The sequence below is a fragment of the Dyella sp. SG609 genome, assembly GCF_012275375.1.
GTDB classification, from domain to species: Bacteria; Pseudomonadota; Gammaproteobacteria; order Xanthomonadales; family Rhodanobacteraceae; genus Dyella_D; species Dyella_D marensis.
Genome location: NZ_JAAZQJ010000005.1, coordinates 213,657 through 233,143, shown reverse-complemented (window position 1 = coordinate 233,143; position 19,487 = coordinate 213,657). Strand labels below are relative to the sequence as shown.

At 67.5% G+C, this 19,487-nt stretch carries 17 protein-coding genes; 7 read left to right on the top strand and 10 right to left on the bottom strand.

The features are described 5' to 3' along the window. Nucleotides 1-6 precede the first annotated feature (6 nt). From kdpC to kdpF, 6 genes are all read right to left on the bottom strand, one after another. A complete protein-coding gene (gene kdpC, locus FHW85_RS11500; RefSeq protein ID WP_168648323.1) occupies nucleotides 7-576 on the bottom strand; it encodes a potassium-transporting ATPase subunit KdpC in 570 nt (189 codons plus the stop codon). 10 nt (nucleotides 577-586) lie between these two features. Next, a complete protein-coding gene (locus FHW85_RS11495) occupies nucleotides 587-2,071 on the bottom strand; it encodes an outer membrane beta-barrel protein (protein WP_168648322.1) in 1,485 nt (494 codons plus the stop codon). 74 nt (nucleotides 2,072-2,145) lie between these two features. Further along, entirely contained in the window at nucleotides 2,146-2,337 is a 192-nt protein-coding gene (locus FHW85_RS11490; RefSeq protein ID WP_167253459.1) for a hypothetical protein, read from the bottom strand. Nucleotides 2,338-2,366: 29 nt separating this feature from the next. Beyond that, nucleotides 2,367-4,454, bottom strand: a complete 2,088-nt coding sequence (gene kdpB / locus FHW85_RS11485) for a potassium-transporting ATPase subunit KdpB (RefSeq protein ID WP_168648321.1) — start codon at nucleotides 4,452-4,454, stop codon at nucleotides 2,367-2,369. A 19-nt stretch (nucleotides 4,455-4,473) separates the two neighbouring features. Beyond that, the gene (gene kdpA / locus FHW85_RS11480) at nucleotides 4,474-6,276 is read right to left on the bottom strand and encodes a potassium-transporting ATPase subunit KdpA (RefSeq protein WP_167253463.1); all 1,803 of its coding nucleotides are present in this window, start codon (nucleotides 6,274-6,276) and stop codon (nucleotides 4,474-4,476) included. Further along, on the bottom strand, nucleotides 6,273-6,365 hold the full coding sequence (kdpF, locus tag FHW85_RS11475) for a K(+)-transporting ATPase subunit F (protein WP_081805176.1): 93 nt from the start codon (nucleotides 6,363-6,365) through the stop codon (nucleotides 6,273-6,275). The genes kdpA and kdpF overlap by 4 nt, the downstream gene beginning before the upstream one ends. Before the next feature lie 508 nt (nucleotides 6,366-6,873). Here kdpF and FHW85_RS11470 point away from each other — a divergent pair. Beyond that, entirely contained in the window at nucleotides 6,874-7,866 is a 993-nt protein-coding gene (locus FHW85_RS11470; protein ID WP_343203695.1) for a TraB/GumN family protein, read from the top strand. 579 nt (nucleotides 7,867-8,445) lie between these two features. Here FHW85_RS11470 and FHW85_RS11465 read toward each other — a convergent pair. The 3 genes from FHW85_RS11465 to FHW85_RS11455 form a co-directional block, all read right to left on the bottom strand. Beyond that, nucleotides 8,446-8,982: a pseudouridine synthase gene (locus tag FHW85_RS11465; RefSeq protein WP_168648319.1), complete on the bottom strand. Its 537-nt coding sequence runs from the start codon at nucleotides 8,980-8,982 to the stop codon at nucleotides 8,446-8,448. Nucleotides 8,983-8,991: 9 nt separating this feature from the next. Further along, nucleotides 8,992-9,888, bottom strand: coding sequence for a class I SAM-dependent methyltransferase (locus FHW85_RS11460; RefSeq protein WP_168648318.1), 897 nt, complete (start codon nucleotides 9,886-9,888; stop codon nucleotides 8,992-8,994). A gap of 167 nt (nucleotides 9,889-10,055) precedes the next feature. After that, nucleotides 10,056-10,982 carry a LysR substrate-binding domain-containing protein gene (locus FHW85_RS11455; RefSeq protein ID WP_167253471.1) on the bottom strand — a complete coding sequence of 309 codons (927 nt, stop codon included), beginning with the start codon at nucleotides 10,980-10,982 and terminating at the stop codon, nucleotides 10,056-10,058. A gap of 105 nt (nucleotides 10,983-11,087) precedes the next feature. Between FHW85_RS11455 and FHW85_RS11450 the strand changes: the two genes are divergently transcribed. Beyond that, nucleotides 11,088-11,288 carry a hypothetical protein gene (locus tag FHW85_RS11450; RefSeq protein ID WP_168648317.1) on the top strand — a complete coding sequence of 67 codons (201 nt, stop codon included), beginning with the start codon at nucleotides 11,088-11,090 and terminating at the stop codon, nucleotides 11,286-11,288. Nucleotides 11,289-11,348: 60 nt separating this feature from the next. Further along, complete coding sequence (locus FHW85_RS11445; RefSeq protein ID WP_168648316.1) at nucleotides 11,349-12,293, top strand: aldo/keto reductase; 945 nt, start codon at nucleotides 11,349-11,351, stop codon at nucleotides 12,291-12,293. A gap of 195 nt (nucleotides 12,294-12,488) precedes the next feature. Here FHW85_RS11445 and FHW85_RS11440 read toward each other — a convergent pair whose 3' ends face one another. Next, on the bottom strand, nucleotides 12,489-13,274 hold the full coding sequence (locus FHW85_RS11440) for a TatD family hydrolase (RefSeq protein ID WP_167253475.1): 786 nt from the start codon (nucleotides 13,272-13,274) through the stop codon (nucleotides 12,489-12,491). Between the two features lie 464 nt (nucleotides 13,275-13,738). On the opposite strand from FHW85_RS11440, the gene FHW85_RS11435 reads away from it, so the two are divergent. The 4 genes from FHW85_RS11435 to FHW85_RS11420 form a co-directional block, all read left to right on the top strand. Next, nucleotides 13,739-15,373 carry a S8 family serine peptidase gene (locus FHW85_RS11435; protein WP_167253477.1) on the top strand — a complete coding sequence of 545 codons (1,635 nt, stop codon included), beginning with the start codon at nucleotides 13,739-13,741 and terminating at the stop codon, nucleotides 15,371-15,373. Between the two features lie 601 nt (nucleotides 15,374-15,974). Further along, nucleotides 15,975-16,394, top strand: a complete 420-nt coding sequence (locus FHW85_RS11430) for a hypothetical protein (RefSeq protein ID WP_168648315.1) — start codon at nucleotides 15,975-15,977, stop codon at nucleotides 16,392-16,394. Continuing rightward, nucleotides 16,391-18,397 (top strand): PA domain-containing protein, encoded by a 2,007-nt coding sequence (locus tag FHW85_RS11425; RefSeq protein WP_168648314.1) that lies wholly within the window; start codon nucleotides 16,391-16,393, stop codon nucleotides 18,395-18,397. The genes FHW85_RS11430 and FHW85_RS11425 overlap by 4 nt, the downstream gene beginning before the upstream one ends. A 157-nt stretch (nucleotides 18,398-18,554) precedes the next feature. After that, a partial coding sequence (locus tag FHW85_RS11420; protein WP_343203694.1) for an ESPR-type extended signal peptide-containing protein occupies nucleotides 18,555-19,487 on the top strand: 933 nt, incomplete at its 3' end.

The following is a 19,487-nucleotide window of genomic DNA, read 5'->3' as shown; positions in this document are numbered from 1 at the left end:
CCCAACCTACAGCCGGTCCAGCGCCAGGTTCAGTTCCAGCACATTGACCCGCGGCTCGCCCAGCACGCCGAACTGCCGCCCGCTGGTGTACTGCGCCACCAGCTGCTGCACCCTGGCCGCGTCCAGGCCGCGCGCCTTGGCCACGCGCAGCAGCTGGTACCGGGCCGCGGCGGGGCTGATTTCCGGATCCAGCCCGCTGCCCGATGCCGTGACCAGCTCCACCGGCACCGGCGCCGTGTTGCCCGGGTCGGCGGCGCGCAGCGCATCGATGCGCTGCTTGGCGGCATCGGTGAGCGCGGGGTTGGTCGGTCCCTGGTTGGACGGCGTGGACGAGGCGCCGTTGTCGGCCATCGGCGACGTCGCCGACGGGCGTCCCCAGAAATACTTCGGCTCCGTGAAGGACTGGCCAATCAGGCGCGAGCCGACCGGCTTGCCATCTTTGGCGATCAGGCTGCCATTGGCCTGCGCCGGAAACAGCAGCTGGGCCAGGCCGGTGGCGGCCAGCGGATAGAGCAGGCCGAGGAGCGCGCTCATCAGCACGAGCAGGCCGGCGGCATTGAGTATCAGGCGTTTCATGCGCTTTGCCTCAGTAGTGCAGGATCGCGTCGACCAGGGCGGTCGTCTGGTGGTTCTTGCGCCCGCCGTCGTAGGCGGGGAAGTCATAGGCGTGCTCGTAGCGGATCTCCGGGCGGATCTCCAGGTCCTGCGTCACCCAGTGCGTCATGCCCACGGTATGGCTGGAGTAGCGGGTGGCGAAACCGGTGCGCTGGCCCTGCAGGTCGCGGTAGAACTCGTTGCGCACCGACAGCATGTTGCTCGGGCTCAATTCGAAGTTCAGATAGTTGACGATGCCGAAGGCGGCGCTGCGGCCGAGCGGAAAGTCCGGCGCTTCGCCGAGCGGGAAGCCCGGCTTGCCGGTCGGCGCGTGCGACTGCGAAGGGTCGGTGGCCAGTGCCTGGTCGCGCACGTAGATGCGGTAGGTCTCGGTCAGCATGTGCACGCTGGGCGAGAAGCGGTGGCCCCAGGTGAGCACGAATTCCTGCAGGTTGTTGTAGGTCTGCCTGGCGTGGTTGTACGACTCGACGCAGGGATACAGCATGTCGTCGTTGGACTTGGACACCCACCGCACGCAGGCCTGTGCGCTGAGCTTGCTGGTGCTGTCCCAGGGAGCCGAATCGTCGCCGCCGTGCACGCCCAGCTGCAGCGTCCACTGATCGTTCAACTTGGTCGTGGTGAGCACGCCCACGTTGGTATAGGCATCGACGGTGTACAGGATCGAATGCGTCAGCAGGTAGTTGTTGGGCGAGAACTGCGCCTCGATGTCCGGCAGCGAAAGGTAGCGGCCGGCGGTGACCACCATGCCCTGCGCCACCCACGGAATGTACAGGTCGACATAGGCGATCATCGGGTCGTTGCCGTAGATCTTGCCGTTGAGCGCGCTGTCCGGCCGCGGGTGATGCAGCAGCTGGTCGCTGGTGATGCCCTTCATGGTCGTGTAGTGGTAGTCGTAGCCGTACAGGTCGTCGAAATGAAAACCCCAGTCGATATGGTCGGTCTGCACGGTGTCCGGCACGCGCTGGATGCGGAACAGGAACTGGTTGAACTCGACCCGGTTCGGACGGGTGGCGTAGGACAGCGGATAGTTGGTGTGGCTGGACGAACTGATGTTCATCGACGGATTGATCCAGCCGTACACCTCGATGCGGTTGTCCTGCATCCAGTGGCCCAGGCGGGTGCAGGCCAGGGCCTTCTCCAGCGGGTACTGCGCGTTCTCGTTCGGCACGCCGATGGGGTATTCGACGCCGCCGAGCTGCCATTCGGCGGACGGGAACGGCGGCGAGGAAAACGGCGAGTCCATGCCGCGGCGCCTGGCTGCCGGCGCGTTCGGGTCGGCCGGCTGCGCGTCTTCGCGGTAGGCCGCGGCCAGGCGCGAAAAGAACCCGGCGGAGCAGTCGCTGCTGGCGGCAACGGGCGCGCCCGGCGCGGGGCCCAGGTCCGAGGCCGCCATGGCTTCGCCGGCGGGTGCCAGCGCCAGCAGTAGCGCAAACGCGAGTGCCTTCTTGTGCTGCATAAAGTCCTGTGAAAACCGGTCCGCAAGGACCGCCTTGTCTGTGTGGGAAAGTGGGTGAATCAAAAGAGCATGGTTCAGATGCCGGCGTAGCCGCCGAGCACATATTCGTCCTGCTCGGGCGTCATGGCCGCGTCACGGCGCGCGTCGCGCGAGCGCGCCGGCAGCGCGATCACCACGTCGCAGGCGGAATCGTCGGCCGACAGCCGCAGTTCCACGTTGTCGTGGTCGGCGTCGGGCAGGGACACGGAAAGCTTCAGGGTCTGCATGGAACACATCTCCTCGTGATGGATCGCGCTCAGGCCAGGCCGAGCAGTACCAGCAACAGGTCGATCAGCTTGATGCCGATGAACGGCACGGCGATGCCGCCCAGCCCGTACACCAGCAGATTGCGGCGCAGCAGCGCGCCCGCGCCCAGCGCGCGGTACTTCACGCCTTTCAGCGCCAGCGGAATCAGGAACACGATGATCAGCGCGTTGAAGATCACCGCCGACAGGATCGCGCTCTGCGGCGTCGCCAGCTTCATCACGTTCAGCGCATTGAGCGCGGGATAGGTGGTGGCGAAGGCGGCCGGGATGATCGCGAAATACTTGGCGATATCGTTGGCGATGGAGAACGTGGTCAGCGCGCCGCGCGTGATCAGCATCTGCTTGCCGATCTCCACCACCTCGATCAGCTTGGTGGGGTTGGAGTCCAGGTCCACCATGTTGCCGGCTTCCTTGGCCGCCTGCGTGCCGGTGTTCATCGCCACCGCCACGTCGGCCTGGGCCAGCGCCGGCGCGTCGTTGGTGCCGTCGCCGCACATCGCCACCAGGCGGTTCTCGGCCTGGATCTTGCGGATCAGTTTCAGCTTCGCTTCCGGCGTGGCTTCGGCGAGGAAGTCGTCCACGCCGGCCTCGGCCGCGATGGCGGCGGCGGTGAGCGGGTTGTCGCCGGTGATCATGATGGTCTTGATGCCCATCCGGCGCATTTCGGCGAAGCGCTCGCGGATGCCGCCCTTGACGATGTCCTTCAGCTCGATCACGCCCAGCGCGGTGCTTCCTTCGACCACGATCAGCGGCGTAGCGCCGCGGCGCGCGACGTCTTCGGCCATGCGCTTGACCAGTGGCGGCAGGTGGCTGCCGGCGGCGTCCAGATAGCGCTCCACCGCGTCCAGCGCGCCCTTGCGGATGCGGCGCTCGCCCACGTCGACGCCGCTCATGCGGGTCTGCGCGGTGAACGGCACGAACACCGCGTGGCTTTCTTCGAGGTGGCGCTCGCGCAGGCCGAAGCGCTCCTTCGCCAGCACCACCACGCTACGGCCTTCCGGCGTTTCGTCGGCCAGCGAGGCGAGCTGCGCGGCATCGGCCAGGATCGATTCCTCCACGCCCGGCGCCGGCATGAAGGCCACCGCCTGGCGATTGCCCAGGGTGATGGTGCCGGTCTTGTCCAGCAGCAGCACGTCGACGTCGCCCGCCGCTTCCACCGCGCGGCCGGAGGTGGCGATCACGTTGGCGCGGATCATGCGGTCCATGCCGGCGATGCCGATGGCCGAGAGCAGGGCGCCGATCGTGGTCGGGATCAGGCACACCAGCAGGGCGATCAGCACGGTGAGGGTGATCGGGTTGCCGTGGCCGCTGGCCTGCACGCTGTAGATCGAATACGGCAGCAAGGTGGCGCAGGCCAGCAGGAAGATCAGGGTGAACTTGGCCAGCATGATGGTCAGCGCGATCTCGTTCGGCGTCTTGCGCCGCGCGGCGCCTTCCACCATCGCGATCATGCGGTCGAGGAAGCTCTCGCCCGGGTTGGCGGTGATGCGCACGATCAGCCAGTCGGACAGCACCCGCGTGCCGCCGGTGACCGCGCTGCGGTCGCCGCCGGATTCGCGGATCACCGGCGCGGACTCGCCGGTGATCGCGCTCTCGTCCACGCTGGCGGCGCCCAGCACCACCTCGCCGTCGCCCGGCAGCTGCTCGCCGGCATCGACCAGCACGTAGTCGCCGGTGCGCAGCTCGCTGGACGGCGCGAACGTCACCGCCGCGTCGCGCTGCGGCGCGGCCAGCTTCTTGGCGATCACGTCCTTGCGCGAGCCGCGCAGCGCGACGGCCTGCGCCTTGCCGCGGCCTTCGGCCAGCGCCTCGGCGAAGTTAGCGAACAACAGGGTGAACCACAGCCACAGCGACACCCAGAAGATAAAGCCGGTGGGCGCCTCGCCATGGCCGGCCAGCGCCTGGCCCCACAGCAGGGTGGTGAGCACGCTGCACACGAACACCACGAACATCACCGGGTTGCGGAACTGCTGGCGCGGCGACAGCTTGCGGAACGAGTCCGCGACGGCCTTGAGGATCAGATCGCGGTCGAACGAGCGCGCCGCTTGGACGTGCACAGATTGAGCGTGCGAAGTCATCGAACGGTATCCCTATGAATCAATGAGCCGACATCAGGAACTCGGCAATCGGGCCGAGCGCCAGCGCAGGCAGGAAGGTCAGCGCGCCCACCACGATCACCACGCAGGCCAGCAGGGTGACGAACAGCGGCGTATGCGTGGGCAGGGTGCCCGCCGAGGGCGGCACGTGGCGCTTGGCGGCCAGCGAGCCGGCCATGGCCAGCATCGCGATGGCCAGCGGGAAGCGGGCGATGAACATGCACAGGCCGGTCAGCACGTTCCAGAACGGGGTGTTGGCGGAAAGGCCGCCGAACGCGCTGCCGTTGTTGTTGGACGCGGAGGTCACCGCATACAGGATTTCGCTGAAGCCATGCGCGCCCGGGTTGGCGACGCCCGCCACGCCGGCCGGCGCCATCACCGCGACCGCCGTACCCACCACCACCAGCGCGCAGGGAATCAGCACGGCCAGGCTGGCCATCTTCATCTCGTGCGCTTCGATCTTCTTGCCCAGGTATTCCGGCGTGCGGCCCACCATCAGGCCGGCGATGAACACCGCCACCACCGCGAAGGCGAGCATGCCGTACAGGCCCGAGCCCACGCCGCCGAAGATCACCTCGCCCAGCTGCATCAGCCACATCGGCACCAGGCCGCCCAGCGGCGTGAGCGAGTCGTGCGCGTTGTTCACCGCGCCGCAGGAGGCGGCCGTGGTGATGGCGGTGAACAGGCCGCTGGCGGCGATGCCGAAGCGCGTTTCCTTGCCTTCCATATTGCCGCCGGACTGCAGCGTGCTGGCCTGCTGGTCGACCGCCAGCCCATGCAGCGCCGGGTTGCCGGCCTGCTCGGCGGCCACCGCGCCGATCGCCAGCGGCACGAAGATCAGCAGCATGGTGGCCAGGATCGCCCAGCCCTGGCGGCGGTCGCCGACCAGCACGCCGAAGCTGTAGCACAGGCCGCCGGGGATGATGAAGATCGCCAGCATCTCCAGGAAGTTGGCGAACGGCGTCGGGTTCTCGAACGGATGCGCCGAGTTGGCATTGAAGAAACCGCCGCCATTGGTGCCCAGCTGCTTGATCGCGATCTGCGAGGCGGCCGGGCCCATTGGCAAGGTCTGCACCGTGGCCGGCGATTCCTTAGTGAGCGGATTGCCCTTGGCGTCCTTCAGCGGGTTGCCGTCGGCATCCTTGAGCTGCTCGACCTGGGTGATGTGCTGGGTCAGCGGCACGTCGACATAGGGCTTGAGGTTCTGCACCACGCCCTGCGACACCAGCAGCAGGCTGAGGATCAGCGAGAACGGCAGCAGGATGTACAGCGTGCTGCGCGTCATATCCACCCAGAAATTGCCGATCGACAGCGAGCTGCGCCGCGAGAAGCCGCGCACCACGGCAACCAGCACCGCGATGCCGGTGGCCGCCGACAGGAAGTTCTGCACGGCCAGGCCCAGCATCTGGGTCAGGTAGCTCATGGTGCTTTCGCCGCCGTAGCCCTGCCAGTTGGTGTTGCTGGCAAAGCTGATGGCGGTGTTCATAGCCGAATCCGGCGACACCGCGGCAAAGTGCTGCGGGTTCAGCGGCAGCCATTGCTGCACGCGCTGCAACAGGTACACGGCCAGCAGGCCGAGCATGTTGAACACCAGCATGGCGATGGCATAGCGGCGCCAGCCCATGTCTTCCTCGGCGCGGATGCCGGACAGGCGATACAGCAGCCGTTCCACCGGCGCGCCGAAGCGCGTCACCCGGTTGGGCTGATCGCCGAAGACCTGCGCCATATAGCTGCCGACCGGCTTGATCAGCAGCAGCAAGACCACGAGGAACACCGCGATCTGGATAAAGTCATTGGTGGTCATTCGAACCACTCCGGCTTGAGCAGGGCCACGCACAGGTAGCCGAGCAGGGCCACCGCGATCACGGCGGCCACGGCGTAGAAGAAAGTCATGGGGGATTTCCGCGAAGGGTGCGATCAGCGGCCTCGGCCCAGCCGGTCGCAGATCAGCAGGAAGCCGATCGTGGCGGCGAAGAGCACGAAGGAGAACAGCAGATAGAGAGCGTCCATGGCGAACGTGGGTACCGGCAATGCAACGGCGGGTATTGTCGAAATGCCGGTATAAGAAAGGGGTAGTGGATTGGGGGTGGGGCGTATAGAACGCGTAAAATTTCGCGCCTTGCCTCAGTCCCCAAGTCCGAACTCTTCGCCCCTCCGGGGAGAAGATGCCGGCAGGCAGATGAGGGGGCGGGGCTCGCCAAGAACGATCAACGAAGCGTCGTTTGCTTTCCGCTCCCGCTTCTACGCTCCGCCCGGCCCCTCACCCCAGCCCTCTCCCCGGAGGGGAGAGGGGGCTCTACGTTGAACCTTCGTGCCATCCTTAAGTCCGACCACCGTCCCCGATCCCCCGGAGTTCCGACAAATGCGCCTGGTCCCCCTTGCCCTTTGCCTGGCGTTGCTGGTGTCTCCTGCATTCGCGCAGGAAGCGCCACCCACCCCCGTGCCCGCCACCTCCGTCACCAACCTCGAATCCGTCGTCGTCAGCGGCGTCGTCCCCGGCCCCGGCCTGTGGAAAGTCAGCAAGGGCGATCACGTGATGTACGTGCTCGGTACCTTGTCGCCGCTGCCCGAACATATGCAGTGGAAGACCGACGAAGTGGAGGGCGTGATTGCGGCCTCGCAGGAAGTGCTGTCGCCGCCGTCGGTGTCGATCAAGCCGAAGGCGAGTTTCTTCGGGAAACTTTTCCTGCTGCCGTCGCTGATCGGTGCGCGCAAGAACCCGGATGGAATTACTCTGCAGCAGGCCTTGCCTGCCGACGAGTACGCGCGCTGGGCCACGCTCAAGCAGAAATACATCGGCAGCGACCGCAGCGTGGAAAGCTGGCGCCCGATCTTCGCTGCCGTCGAGCTGTACGAGAAGGCGATCAAGCGCAGCGGACTCAATGCGTCGGGTGGCGTGAAGGACGCCGTGCGCGAGCTGGCCAAGAAGCACGGCGTGAAAGTCAGCGCCACGCGCTACGAGATGGTGATCGAGGAACCGCGCGCGGCACTGAAGACCTTCAAGACTTCCTCGATGGAGGACAAGCAGTGCTTCAGCCAGACGCTGGACACCGTCGAGCACGGGCTTGGCCAGGTCACCGCGCGTGCGAATGCATGGGCCGTGGGCGATATCGAGGAGTTGCGCCATCTGCCGATGAACGACCAGCGCGAAGTCTGCATCGAGGCGATCACCGGCGCGGGTTTTGCGGAGAAGCTGGGCTTGAAGGATGTGCCGGGGAAGGTGCAGGCGACCTGGATGGCGGCGGTGGATCGCGCGATGTCCGCGAATGCGCAGACGTTTGCGTTGCTGCCGATGGAAGAAGTGCTGTCGCCGAAGGGTTTGCTGGCGAAGTTGAAAGCGCGCGGTTACACGGTGACGGCACCGGATGAGGATGATGCGGCGCCGTCAAACTGACGACGATTCGAATCGGATTCGCCCTACAGACAACCCCAAGTTGCTCTGCTAGCGTGTTTGCGTTGTCCGCGTAGTGTTTCAGGACGTGTCGCGGACAACCATGGCAGCAATGTCGTGAGAGCGCGGGCCGAGGGTGTAACGAGCACCTCCGACCCGCTAACCATCACCAACTTGTAGGAAGTCGATCATGGCTAAGCCATGATCATACGTCACTCGCACGCTCGCCGATTCCCTGGGCGACATCTCCACCGGCTGACCGGGCCGTCCGCTCTCTTCGCGGACACGGTTGAAGAACGCGCTGCGCGACGCAGGCGCATTAGCGGATGCAGTGGTTGCAGGTGCGCGCCGAGGAGCATTCGACGATCGATGCCGAGAGCGACGCTTCCTAGAACAATCCAGCGACACCCTCTCATCCCCCTCTCCCCTCCGGGGAGAGGGTCGGGGTGAGGGGACGGGCGGAGCGTAGAAGCAGGAGCAGAAGGCAGGCAGCGCCCTGTCGATCCTTTGCCGCGAGCACCCGCCCCTCATCTGCCTGCCGGCATCTTCTCCCCGGAGGGGCGAAGAGTTCTTCGTAGGAGATTATTTCAGCAAGGTGCGGGTCTCGCCCGGCGCCAACCCATCCAACGCATATCCACCCACACTCACCCTGATCAACCGCAACGTCGGAAACCCCACCGCCGCCGTCATCCTGCGCACCTGCCGATTACGCCCTTCGCGCAAGGTCACACTGATCCAGCTCGTCGGAATACTTTTCCGGAACCGCACCGGCGGCTCGCGCATCCACAGCCATGCCGGCTCGTCCGCATGCTCCGCACCCGCGGGCAAGGTCGGCCCATCGTTGAGCGTCACGCCGGCGCGCAGCTGCGCGATGGCTTCATCGGTAACGGCGCCATCCACCTGCACCAGATACGTCTTCGGTTGCTTGTGCCGCGGATCGGTGAGCTGGTGCGCCAGGCGCCCGTCGTCGGTCAGCAGCAGCAAGCCTTCGCTGTCGTAGTCCAGCCGCCCCGCCGGATACACATCCTTCTGGCGCACGAATTCGGCCAGCGTCCGCTTGTCCCCTTCGGGACTGAACTGGCACAGCACGTTGAACGGCTTGTTGAGCGCCAGCAGCATGCGCCGCGCTCAGTGCGCGGCGGTCTGCGTCGTGGCTTCCGGTTTGACGAAGCGCAGGGTCATGCGGTCGGACTCGCCGATGGCCAGGTACTTGGCCTTGTCCTGTTCGCCCAGGGTGAGCGTCGGCGGCAAGGTCCACACGCCCTTGGCGTAGTCCTTGGTGTCCTTCGGATTGGCGTTGACCTCGCTCTGGCCTTCCAGCCTGAAGCCGGCGTCGGTGGCGAGCTTGATCACGAAGGCGGTGGGCAGGTAGCCGCTGTCCTTGATGTCTTCGAGCCTGGCGCCGTCGGCGGCGCGATGGTCGACCACGCCGAGCACGCCGCCCGGGCGCAGCGCGGTGTAGAAGCCCTTGAACATGGCGGGGGCGCTGTTGTCCTCCACCCAGTTATGCACGTTGCGGAAGGTCAGCACCATGTCGGCCTGGCCCGCGGGGCCGAACGAGGGCGCCTTGGGGTCGTATTCGACGATCTGCGCCTTGCCGTAGTGTTCCGGGTCGGCCGCGAACTTCGCGCGCAGGCCGCCGTCGCCCGCTTCGCTGCCGGACTTCTTCACCGCCGCGGTGTAGCTGCCGTTGTCCTTCAGCAGCGGGGCCAGGATCTCGCTGTACCAGCCGCCGCCGGGGGTGATCTCAATGACTTTCAGGTCCGGGCGGATGCCGAAGAACTGCAAGGTGCCCTTCGGATGCCGGTAGACGTCGCGCGCGCGGTTCTTCTCCGAGCGCCAGCTGCCGGCCAGCACGTTGTCCAGCTGCGACGAGGTGAAGTCGGTGGCGGTGGTCGGCGGCACCAGGCCGCCGGCGGGCTGGTCCTGCTGCGCGTCCAGGGCGGCGGCGGGCATGGAGTTGCCGGTGCATGCTGCAAGCAGGGCGGCGGCGAGCACGGCGGCGAAGGGGCGGATCGTCGGCATGGGGGCGTTTCCGAAAAGTGCCTGTTGGAGGCTAGCACGCGTTTTCGTGCCGGCCATGTATACGTTTGGTCGATGGACAGTGAGTGCGGCGTGTAGGTAAGGAGGTTCCAGAACCTGGCGCGCCAACGCTCAAAAAAACGCCGGCCCTGGCGGCCGGCGCGCGCATTCTAAGGCAAGGCGGCATGGGCGGCGGCGCGGCGGCTCGACGCATCCGCCATGTCCCGCGCATAGGCCTCGGCCTCGCAGCGGATCCAGTCGCGGAAGATGCGCAGCCCCGCGTGTTCCAGCGAACGCCGCGGATACACCAGGTAATACGCCTCGGTGATCGGCAGGTAGCGCTCGCCCAGCACGTGCAGCAGCCCGGCGGCCACCAGCGGCCGCGCGGTGACCATGCGCCCCAGCGCCACGCCCATGCCTTCCAGCGCGCCGCGCTGCAGGGCGTCGGTGGTGTCGAACTGCGCCACGTAGCGCGGCGGCGGCGTGCCGCCGAACACCTCGAACCAGTCGCGCCAGCGGTTGCCCGGGTCGCCCAGCAGGGGCCAGGCGCCGAGGTCGTCCGGGTCGGTGCCGCGCATGCGTTCCAGCAGGGCGGTGGATGCCACGGGCGCGATCCACTCGCCGAACAGATGCTCGCTTTCCACGCCTTCCCACACGCCGCGGCCGTAGCGCACGGCGGCGTCCACCGGGTCGCGCTCGAAATCCACCAGCAGCGAGCTCGATTGCAGGTTGAGCTCCAGCTCCGGATGCGCCGCCACCAGCCGCGCCAGCCGCGGCACCAGCCAGCTGCTCATCACGCCGGGGCTGGCGCTCAGGGTCAGCGCTTCCTCGCGGCGGCAGCGGTAGCTGGTCATGGCGCGGTCGATGCCTTCGAAGTGATGCCCCACCGCTTCGAGCAGGCGGCGCCCTTCGGCGGTGAGCTGCACGCCGCGCGGGCCGCGGTCGAACAGCTTGCGTTCCAGGCGCTGCTCCAGCTGGCGGATCTGGTGGCTGAGCGCGCTGACGGTGAGGTTGGCCTGCTCGGCGGCGCGCGACAGATTGCCCAGGCGCGCGGCGCTGACGAACTGCTGCAGAAGGTCCAGCGAGATACGTGGCATCTTGAATATCCCTCAAGGCTGGCTTGCGAATATATCGCTTTGTCGCGGCCTGGCGGCTGTCTATCTTGAGCGGACCGCCAGATGGCGGACACCCGGGAGGCTGCCATGAGTTCGATCTGGAACGACCTGCTGTTCCTGCACGGCCATATCGCCGATGCGAACCTGGCGCGCCGGCTGGCGGCGGTGCCGGACACCGAAGCCCAGCCGCGCGAGCCGGCCAGGCACAAGGAAAAGACGCCGCGCACGGAGCGCATGGAGGTGGCGCGGATCGCCGCTTGCGGCAACGGCGCCTGCACGCCGACTTGAATTGCCCCGGATCGGGCGGCAAGTTTCCTGGATCACTCCCCCGCTACAGGAAACGCAGCCATGCAACATCGCCGCCTCGGTCGTTCCGATCTTTCCATCGCGCCGCTCGCCTTCGGCGGCAATGTGTTCGGCTGGAGCGTGGATGAAAAGCGCTCGTTCGAGTTGCTGGACCAGTTCGTCGACGCCGGCTTCAACCTGGTCGACACGGCGGACGTCTATTCCGCCTGGGCACCCGGCAACCGCGGCGGCGAATCGGAAACCATCATCGGCAAGTGGCTCAAGCAAAGCGGCAAGCGCGACCGCGTGGTGATCGCCACCAAGGTGGCGAAGTGGGTGGAGCACCGCGGCCTGTCGCCGATGAATATCCAGCAGGCGGTGGAAGGCTCGCTCAAGCGCCTGCAGACCGACCATATCGACCTGTACCAGGCCCACGAGGACGACGCGAGCGTGCCGCTGCACGAGACGCTGGGCGCGTTCGGCCGCCTGATCGAGCAGGGCAAGGTGCGCGCCATCGGCGCCTCCAACTACAACGCGGACCGCTTTGCGGAGGCGCTGGAAGTTTCAGCGCGCCATAACTTGCCGCGTTACGAGAGCCTGCAGCCCGAGTACAACCTGGTGGCGCGCGGCGGCTACGAGCAGGCGCTGGAGCCGCTGGTGCTGAAGGAGCAGGTGGGCGTGATCAATTACTACGCGCTGGCCAGCGGCTTCCTCAGCGGCAAGTACCGCAGCGAGGCGGACCTGGGCAAGAGCGCGGCGCGTGCGGGGGCGGTGCAGAAGTTCCTCAGTCCGCGCGGTTTCGGCGTGCTTGCCGCCTTGGACGACGTGGCGAAGGCGCATCGGGCGACGCCGTCGCAGGTGGCCTTGGCATGGTTGATGGCGCGGCCGGGGATTACGGCGCCGATCGCGAGTGCGACGAATGCGGATCAGCTTAATGAGCTGCTGGGGGCGGTGCGGGTGCAGCTGAGTGCGGATGAGGTTGCGCAGTTGGATCTCGCAAGCGCCTGATCGAAGCAACTCTTCGCCCCTCCGGGGAGAAGATGCCGGCAGGCAGATGAGGGGCGGGTGCTCGCGGTGGCGTTTTTACGAAGAGAAGAAGAGCTTTTGAGTTTGTAGCGACCCTCCGCTGGCCGCTCCGCCCGGCCCCTCACCCCAGCCCTCTCCCCGGAGGGGAGAGGGCGCAAAGGTGCGGTGCTTTGGAGTTCACAAGCCGAAAAACTTCTCCGCCGTCGCCGTACTGTTCGCCGCCGTGACTTCCACCGGCTCGCCGCGGTCCCGCGCGATCTCATAGCAGATATGCCGCAGATACATCGGCTCGTTGCGCCGGTGGCTGGGCTGCGGCTTTACCGTGCGCGGCAGCAGGTACGGCGCGTCGGTCTCGATCATCAGCCGGTCGGCCGGAATCTCCTTCACCAGCTCGCGCAGATGCGTGCCGCGGCGCTCGTCGCAGATCCAGCCGGTGATGCCGATATGGCAGTCCAGCGCCAGGTAGTCGCGCAGCGCCTCGCCGGTGTCGGTAAAGCAATGCACCACTGCCGCCGGCACGCGGTCGCGGTAGCGGCGCAGCAGGGCCAGGAAATCCTGGTGCGCGTCGCGCTGGTGCAGGAACAGCGGCTTGCCCAGGTCGGCCGCGATGCGCAGCTGCTTCTCGAAGACGTCCAGCTGCACCTCGCGCGGCGAGTAGTTGCGGTGGTAGTCCAGGCCTGTCTCGCCCACCGCGCGCATTTCCGGCTGGGTGTGCAGTTCGCGCAGCAGCGCGTCGGTGGCGTCGTCGTAATCCACCGCATGGTGCGGATGCACGCCGGCGGTGGCGTACAGCTCGCCGGGGTGGCTGCGGGCCAGTTCCAGCGCATGCACGCTGGCCTCGCGCGAGGCGCCGGTGACCACCATGCGCGTCACGCCATGCTCCCGCGCGCGGGACAGGACTTCGTCGAAGTCGTGGCGGAAGGATTCGTGGGTGAGGTTGGCGCCGATGTCGAGCAGGTGCATGGATCGTGAGTCGCAAAAAGATGCATTGTCCCCGAGCCTGGAAGCCGGAGCAAAGCTTAAGCCCCTCTCCCACCGGGAGAGGGGTTGGGGTGAGGGTACGGGCGGAGCGCAAGGGTGATGTGCTCCGCTCCGGCCGAACCCTCATCCGGCTGCCGCCACCTTCTCCCGGAGGGAGAAGGGTTTCACTCCCCCAAGTCAATCCGTACCTGGCGCTCATCAGTGCCCCTCCCTCCGAAAAATTCCTACGAATTTTCGTGCCCCGTCGACATTTCCTTCGGATTTGTCTTGTTAGCGTGAACCCGGGTCCACCAGTTCCGGTTGACCCATCTCTTGATCGGGGGAGGCCGGGCTCGCCAGCCCGGCGGTCGATCTGCGCGCTCTGGGGAGGGCGCGCCGGCCGTACATCCTCGGGGGCACCTCCGTTCATTCAATCCATCCAGACCAAGTAGATAGAGGGAGTTCGAATGAATCGTTCGCATATGAAGCTGCTGGCCGCCTCGCTCGCCCTGGCCCTGGGCCTGCCCGCCGCGGCCATGGCCGCCGACGACATTGCCGGCAACACCCGTTTCGATCTCAGCTCGGTACAGGAAACCGCGACTTACGACCGCTTCGTGGTGGTCTACCGCGACGGCAGCACCGAGCGCGGCAATGCCGGCGCCGCGGTGCAGGCCATGTCGGCCGCGGCCGGCAAGGCGAAGCTTGTCGATGCGGTGCAGTTCGGCGGCCGCGCGCTCGGCCTCAACTACAAGCGCAAGCTGGCCAGCGGCGGCGATCTCGTCACCACCTCGCGCCGCCTGAATGCGGCGGAGACGCGCCAGTTCGTGCAGCAGATCGCCGCCGACCCGGCGGTGGAATTCGTGCAGCCGGACTACCTGCGCCAGGCGCTGGACAAGCCCAGCAAGGTGGTGCTGCCGCAGGGCGCGGCCACCTTCACCACGCCGAACGACCAGTACTTCGCCGGCTACCAGTGGGATTACCTTGCCGCCGGCGGCGCGGCCTTCGCCGACGCCAGCCTGGGCACCAGCGTGGCCAACTGGGGCGGCGCCAACATCAAGCAGGCGTGGACCCTGGCCGACGGCACCGGCGTGATCATCGCCAGCCTCGATACCGGCGTCACCAACCATCCGGATCTGGACCTGACCCTGGCCAACGCCGGCTACGACTTCACCAGCACCGCCCTGGTCTCCGGCCGCAGCACCGACGGCCGCGTGGCCGGCGGCTGGGATACCGGCGACTGGACCACCGGCAGCAAGTACCTCGCCAGCAACGGCGGCTGCGTGGATTCCACCCATCCGGCCGAAGACAGCAGCTGGCACGGCACCCATGTGTTCGGCACCGCCGGCGGCGAGAAGACCAACAACACCACCGGCATGGTCGGTACGGCGTTCGGCGCCAAGGTATTGCCGGTGCGCGTGCTCGGCCACTGCGGCGGCTACGACAGCGACATCGCCGACGCCATCACCTGGGCCTCGGGCGGCCACGTCAACGGCGTGCCGGACAATGCCAACCCGGCCAAGGTGATCAGCATGAGCCTGGGCGGCAGCGGCACTTGCACGTCCAGCAGCGTGACCGGCAAGGCGATCAGCGGCGCGATCAGCCGCGGCGCCACCGTGGTGGTGGCGGCGGGCAACAGCAACGCCAACGTGTCCGGCTTCTCGCCGGCCAGCTGCCCGGGCGTGGTTGCCGTGGCCGCCACCGGCATCACCAGCCGCCGCGCGTTCTACTCCAACTACGGCAAGGGCATCACGCTCGCCGCGCCGGGCGGCGGCGTGTACGCCAACGACGGTTCCAGCGGCACGCAGGCGACCACCGGTTTCATCTGGTCGACCATCGACTCCGGCACCACCACGCCGTCCGGTTCCACCTACGGCGGCATGGCCGGCACCTCGCAGGCCACGCCGCACGTGGCCGGCGCGGTGGCGCTGATGCAGAGCTATCGCCTGTCGCTGGGCAAGTCGCTGCTCAGCTCCACGCAGATCGCTTCGCTGCTGAAGTCGTCGGCGAGCGCGCCGCACGTGGCGGCCAGCGGCAGCAAGCCGATCGGCGCGGGCATTCTCAATGCCTATGCGGCGGTGCAGGCGGCGGGCGCGCAGCCTTGAGTTGAGCTTGTGCGGCGGTAGAAACAGCGAAGGCCGGCGCGCAATGCGCCGGCCTTTTTTATGGCCGCTACAGCGATGTCCTAATCAAATAAGAAATTTCGCAATTTCTTATTGACGCACGCAAGAAGGCACTGATAGTTTCGCCAACGCGCCAATGATTTGACGCACGCATCACGCATCGCGAAGGACGTGTCGCATCTTAAGGAAGCATGGCGGGGGCCATGTGCACGTGTCCGATTCGAAGCGCAACGCTATCGAGGGGAAAACACATGGCACATGAGCAAGGGCCGCTGCCGGCCTTCGGCGTTCTTTGTCCTGGATCCGGCCATGGCGGCCGATGGCGAATACGCCCGCATTAAACCTTCCGTTCTGAATCACGGCTGCCTTCGCCGGTAGCCGCGGACGGCCATTCGTTCGATCTGCACACCGAAGGCGCCAGCCATCGGCGGACGCGTGCGGCCGCTCCAGACGCATCGCTGCAACCCACACCGCAGGCCGGGCGTACGCGCTCGGCCATCGAAAAGTCGGCGCCGGCCTTCGCTGCCTGCGCTGTTGTTCGCGGAGCCGGCCGACGGTTCCGCCGCCTATGGGAGGAGTACAGATGGAAAACACGGGAAAGATCCAGGCCATGGGCCTGTTGCTGATGGCGGTGTTCGCCACGGCAAGCATGGCGGGGGAGGGACGCACGGCCGCGCCGGCGTCGACGCAGAACCAGCAGGTGACCTTCCGCGATCCGGCCACCGGCCGCACACGCACGCCGACCGAAGCGGAACTGGCCGAGCTGTCGCGCATCGCCGCACAGGAAGCCGCCACGCAGCCGTCGATCGGTCCGGCCACCGAAGCCGATGCGCGCGCCACGCTGCGCAAGGTGCGCCTGAGCACGGGGCTGGAAGTCACCGTGATGGACGTGCCGCAGAGCCTGGAAACCTCGGTGGTGGCCGAACGCGGCGCCGACGGCAAGTACCGCGTGCACCACGCTGGCGACGAACCGCGCGCCGCGGCGCCGGAGGTGTCGCAATGATCGCCTGCAAGCCTCTGTTCAAGGCCCTGCTCGCCACCGGCCTGCTCGGCCTGGCCAGCGCCGCCGCCGCCGCGGACATCCGCATCATCAATCTCGACGCCGGCACCGGCAAAGGCCTGGACGATCCCACGCCGGTCGCGCCGATCGGCGGCAATCCCGGCGTGACCCGCGGCGAGCAGGCGCGCATCGCCTTCGACTACGCCGCCTCGCTGTGGAGCGCGGTGCTCAAGAGCGGCGTGCCGATCGACATCAACGCCAGCTTCCAGAAGCTCGCCTGCACCGCCACCGGCGGCACGCTCGGTTCCTCGCGCGCGCTGTCGATCACCGCCTTCAGCGCCACCAACCTGCCGGCTGGCGCCAAGGCCGACACCTGGTACCACATCGCACTGGCCAACACCCTGGTCGGCGAAGACACCAGCCCCAACAACGCCGACGTGCAGATGCAGTTCAACGGCGCCATGGGCACGCCGGGCTGCCTGGAAGGCATGCAGTGGTACTTTGGCCTGGACGGCAATACGCCGGCCGGCCAGTCCAACTTCCTCAACGTGATGCTGCATGAGATGGCGCACGGCCTGGGCTTCTCCGGCTTCAACAATCTCACCACCGGCAAGCCGCTGCTGGGCAACGACGGCGTGGCGCGTCCGGACATCTACTCCAGCTATGTGTACGACAACGGCGCGGCCATGAAGTGGTACGACATGACCGACGCCCAGCGCGTCAGCTCCGCCTTGAACGATGGCCATCTGGTCTTTACCGGCCCGAAGGTCAAGGCCGATGCGCCGCTGGCCCTGGGCACGCGCGCTGCGCTGATGGTGAGCGCGCCGGCCGCCGCCGCCGGCGAATACCTGTACGGCCAGGCCCAGTTCGGGCCGGCGGCCAGCGTGGCCAACTTCAACGGCAGCGTGGTGCGCGCGGTCACCGGCGCGAATGCGGAAGGCTGCGCGGCGTTCGACAACGCTGCCGCCGTGGCCGGCCATATCGCCCTGGTGGATCGCGGCACCTGCGGCTTCGCGGTGAAGGCGCGCAATGCCGAAGCGGCCGGCGCCACCGGCATGGTCATCGCCAACAATCAGGCCGGCAACGATCTGATCACGCCGGTAGGCGATGGCGGTGCGCCGATCAATATCCCGGTGGTGGCGGTATCGCAGAACTCCGGCATCACGCTGAAGGCCAACCTCGCCGGCCTGGCCATCGCCATGAGCACGGTGCCGGCCGGCATCGACGCGGCAGGCAATGTGCAGATCTACGCGCCCAAGACCCTGGTGGTGGGTTCGTCGTTCTCGCATTTCGACACGCGCCTGTCGCCGAACGCACTGATGGAATACGCCGAAAGCCCGGACCTGAAGGGCCATATCGACGTGGACCTGACGCCGTCGCTGTTCATCGACGAAGGCTGGCGCGTCAACGGCGGCAGCCAGCTGCTGCGCACCTGCGACACCGGCGTGCCGGCCTGGGTGCCGGGCGGCGTGATCGTCGGCGCCAATATCTCCGCGGAAGCGAAGAAGCTGGCCAAGGCTTCGGCCACGGTCGGCGACTACGCGGCGGCGATCCGCGCGCATGCGGCCAAGCTCGCCACCGACGGCCTGCTCACCGCGCCGCAGGCCAGCAGCCTCAATGCCTGCCTCAGCGATGCGGAAATCGCCAAACAGTACGACAACTGGCGCCAGGGCGGCACCGGCGCACCGGCGGTGGTGGACATGGCCAACGGCCAGACGCTGACCGCGCAGGCCGGCGCGGCCGGCAGCGAGCGCATCTACACGCTGGTGGTTCCGGCCAATGCGCGCACGCTGAACATCCGCACCTTCGGCGGGTCCGGCGACGTGTCGCTGTACGTCAAGGCCGGCGCCGAGCCGACCGCGGCCAGCAACGACTACCGCTCGGTGCACGTGGGCAACAGCGAAACCGTGGTCGCGGCGCGGCCCGCGGCCGGCACGTATTTCATCAAGGTGGCGGGCGACAAGGCCTACGCCGGGGTGAGCGTGCAGGCCAGCTACAGCCTGTAAGAGCGATGCGGCATCGCGGTATCCGCGCTGCCGCATTCCATGGAACGCAAGCGGGGGACGCCGCGACGGCACCCCCGATGAATGCAGCGGCATGGACCGTGGCGCGCGAACGCGCCGCCGCGGGCGCGTGCCCGGACGACATCAGGGAGTGCCACTCGTGAACAAGATTTACAGCAAGGTCTGGAATGCGTCGCTCGGCGTGCTGGTCGTCGCCAGCGAGCTGGCCAGCGCCCGCGGCAGGCGCGGTGCCTCCCGGCGCCTGCGCGCCTCGGTGCTGGCGGCCCCCCTGGCCGCGTGCATGGCGCTGTGCGCCGGCGGCGCGCTGGCGCAGAGCACCACCACCGCCGGCACCGGCGCCACCGCCAACGGCGAGCGCGGCACCGCGGTGGGCGAGAACGCGCTGGCCGATGCGCAGGACAGCACGGCAATCGGCGCAGGCAGCGCGGCCTTCGGCATCGGCGCCACCGCGCAGGGCGCCAGCAGCATCGCCAATGGCGCGGAGAGCGTGGCGGTGGGTTATCGCAGTTTCGCCAACGATGCGAACGGCACGGCGGTCGGTGCGAATGCCAATGCGTTCGGCATCGGTGCGTCTGCGTTCGGCAATGGCGCGAATACCAATGCGGACTATGCGACGGCGGCGGGTTACGGCGCGGTCGCTTCCGGCAAGAACAGTGCGGCGTTCGGCGCGGGTGCGCAGGCGGCCGGTGCTGGCAGCGTGGCGATCGGCGGCAACGCGGTCGACGAAGACGGCGCGGCCTTGTTGAACGATGCCAACGGCCAGCCGATCACTACCGCGGCGAGCAGCGCGGGTGTCGGCGGCACGGCGGTCGGTGCGAGTGCGAAGGCGAGCGCGCTGGGCGCCTCCGCTTACGGTCTGGGCGCCGAAGCTTCCGGCTCGTTGAGCACGGCGCTCGGCACCCTGGCGGCGGCGAGCGGTTCGCAATCCGTCGCTATCGGCTATGGCTCGTCGGCGACCACGGCATCGAGCGTGGCGCTGGGCGCCGGCTCGCAGGCCACGCGCGCGAACACCGTGTCGGTGGGCAAGGCCGGCGCGGAGCGGCAGATCGCCAATGTCGCCGCCGGCACGCAG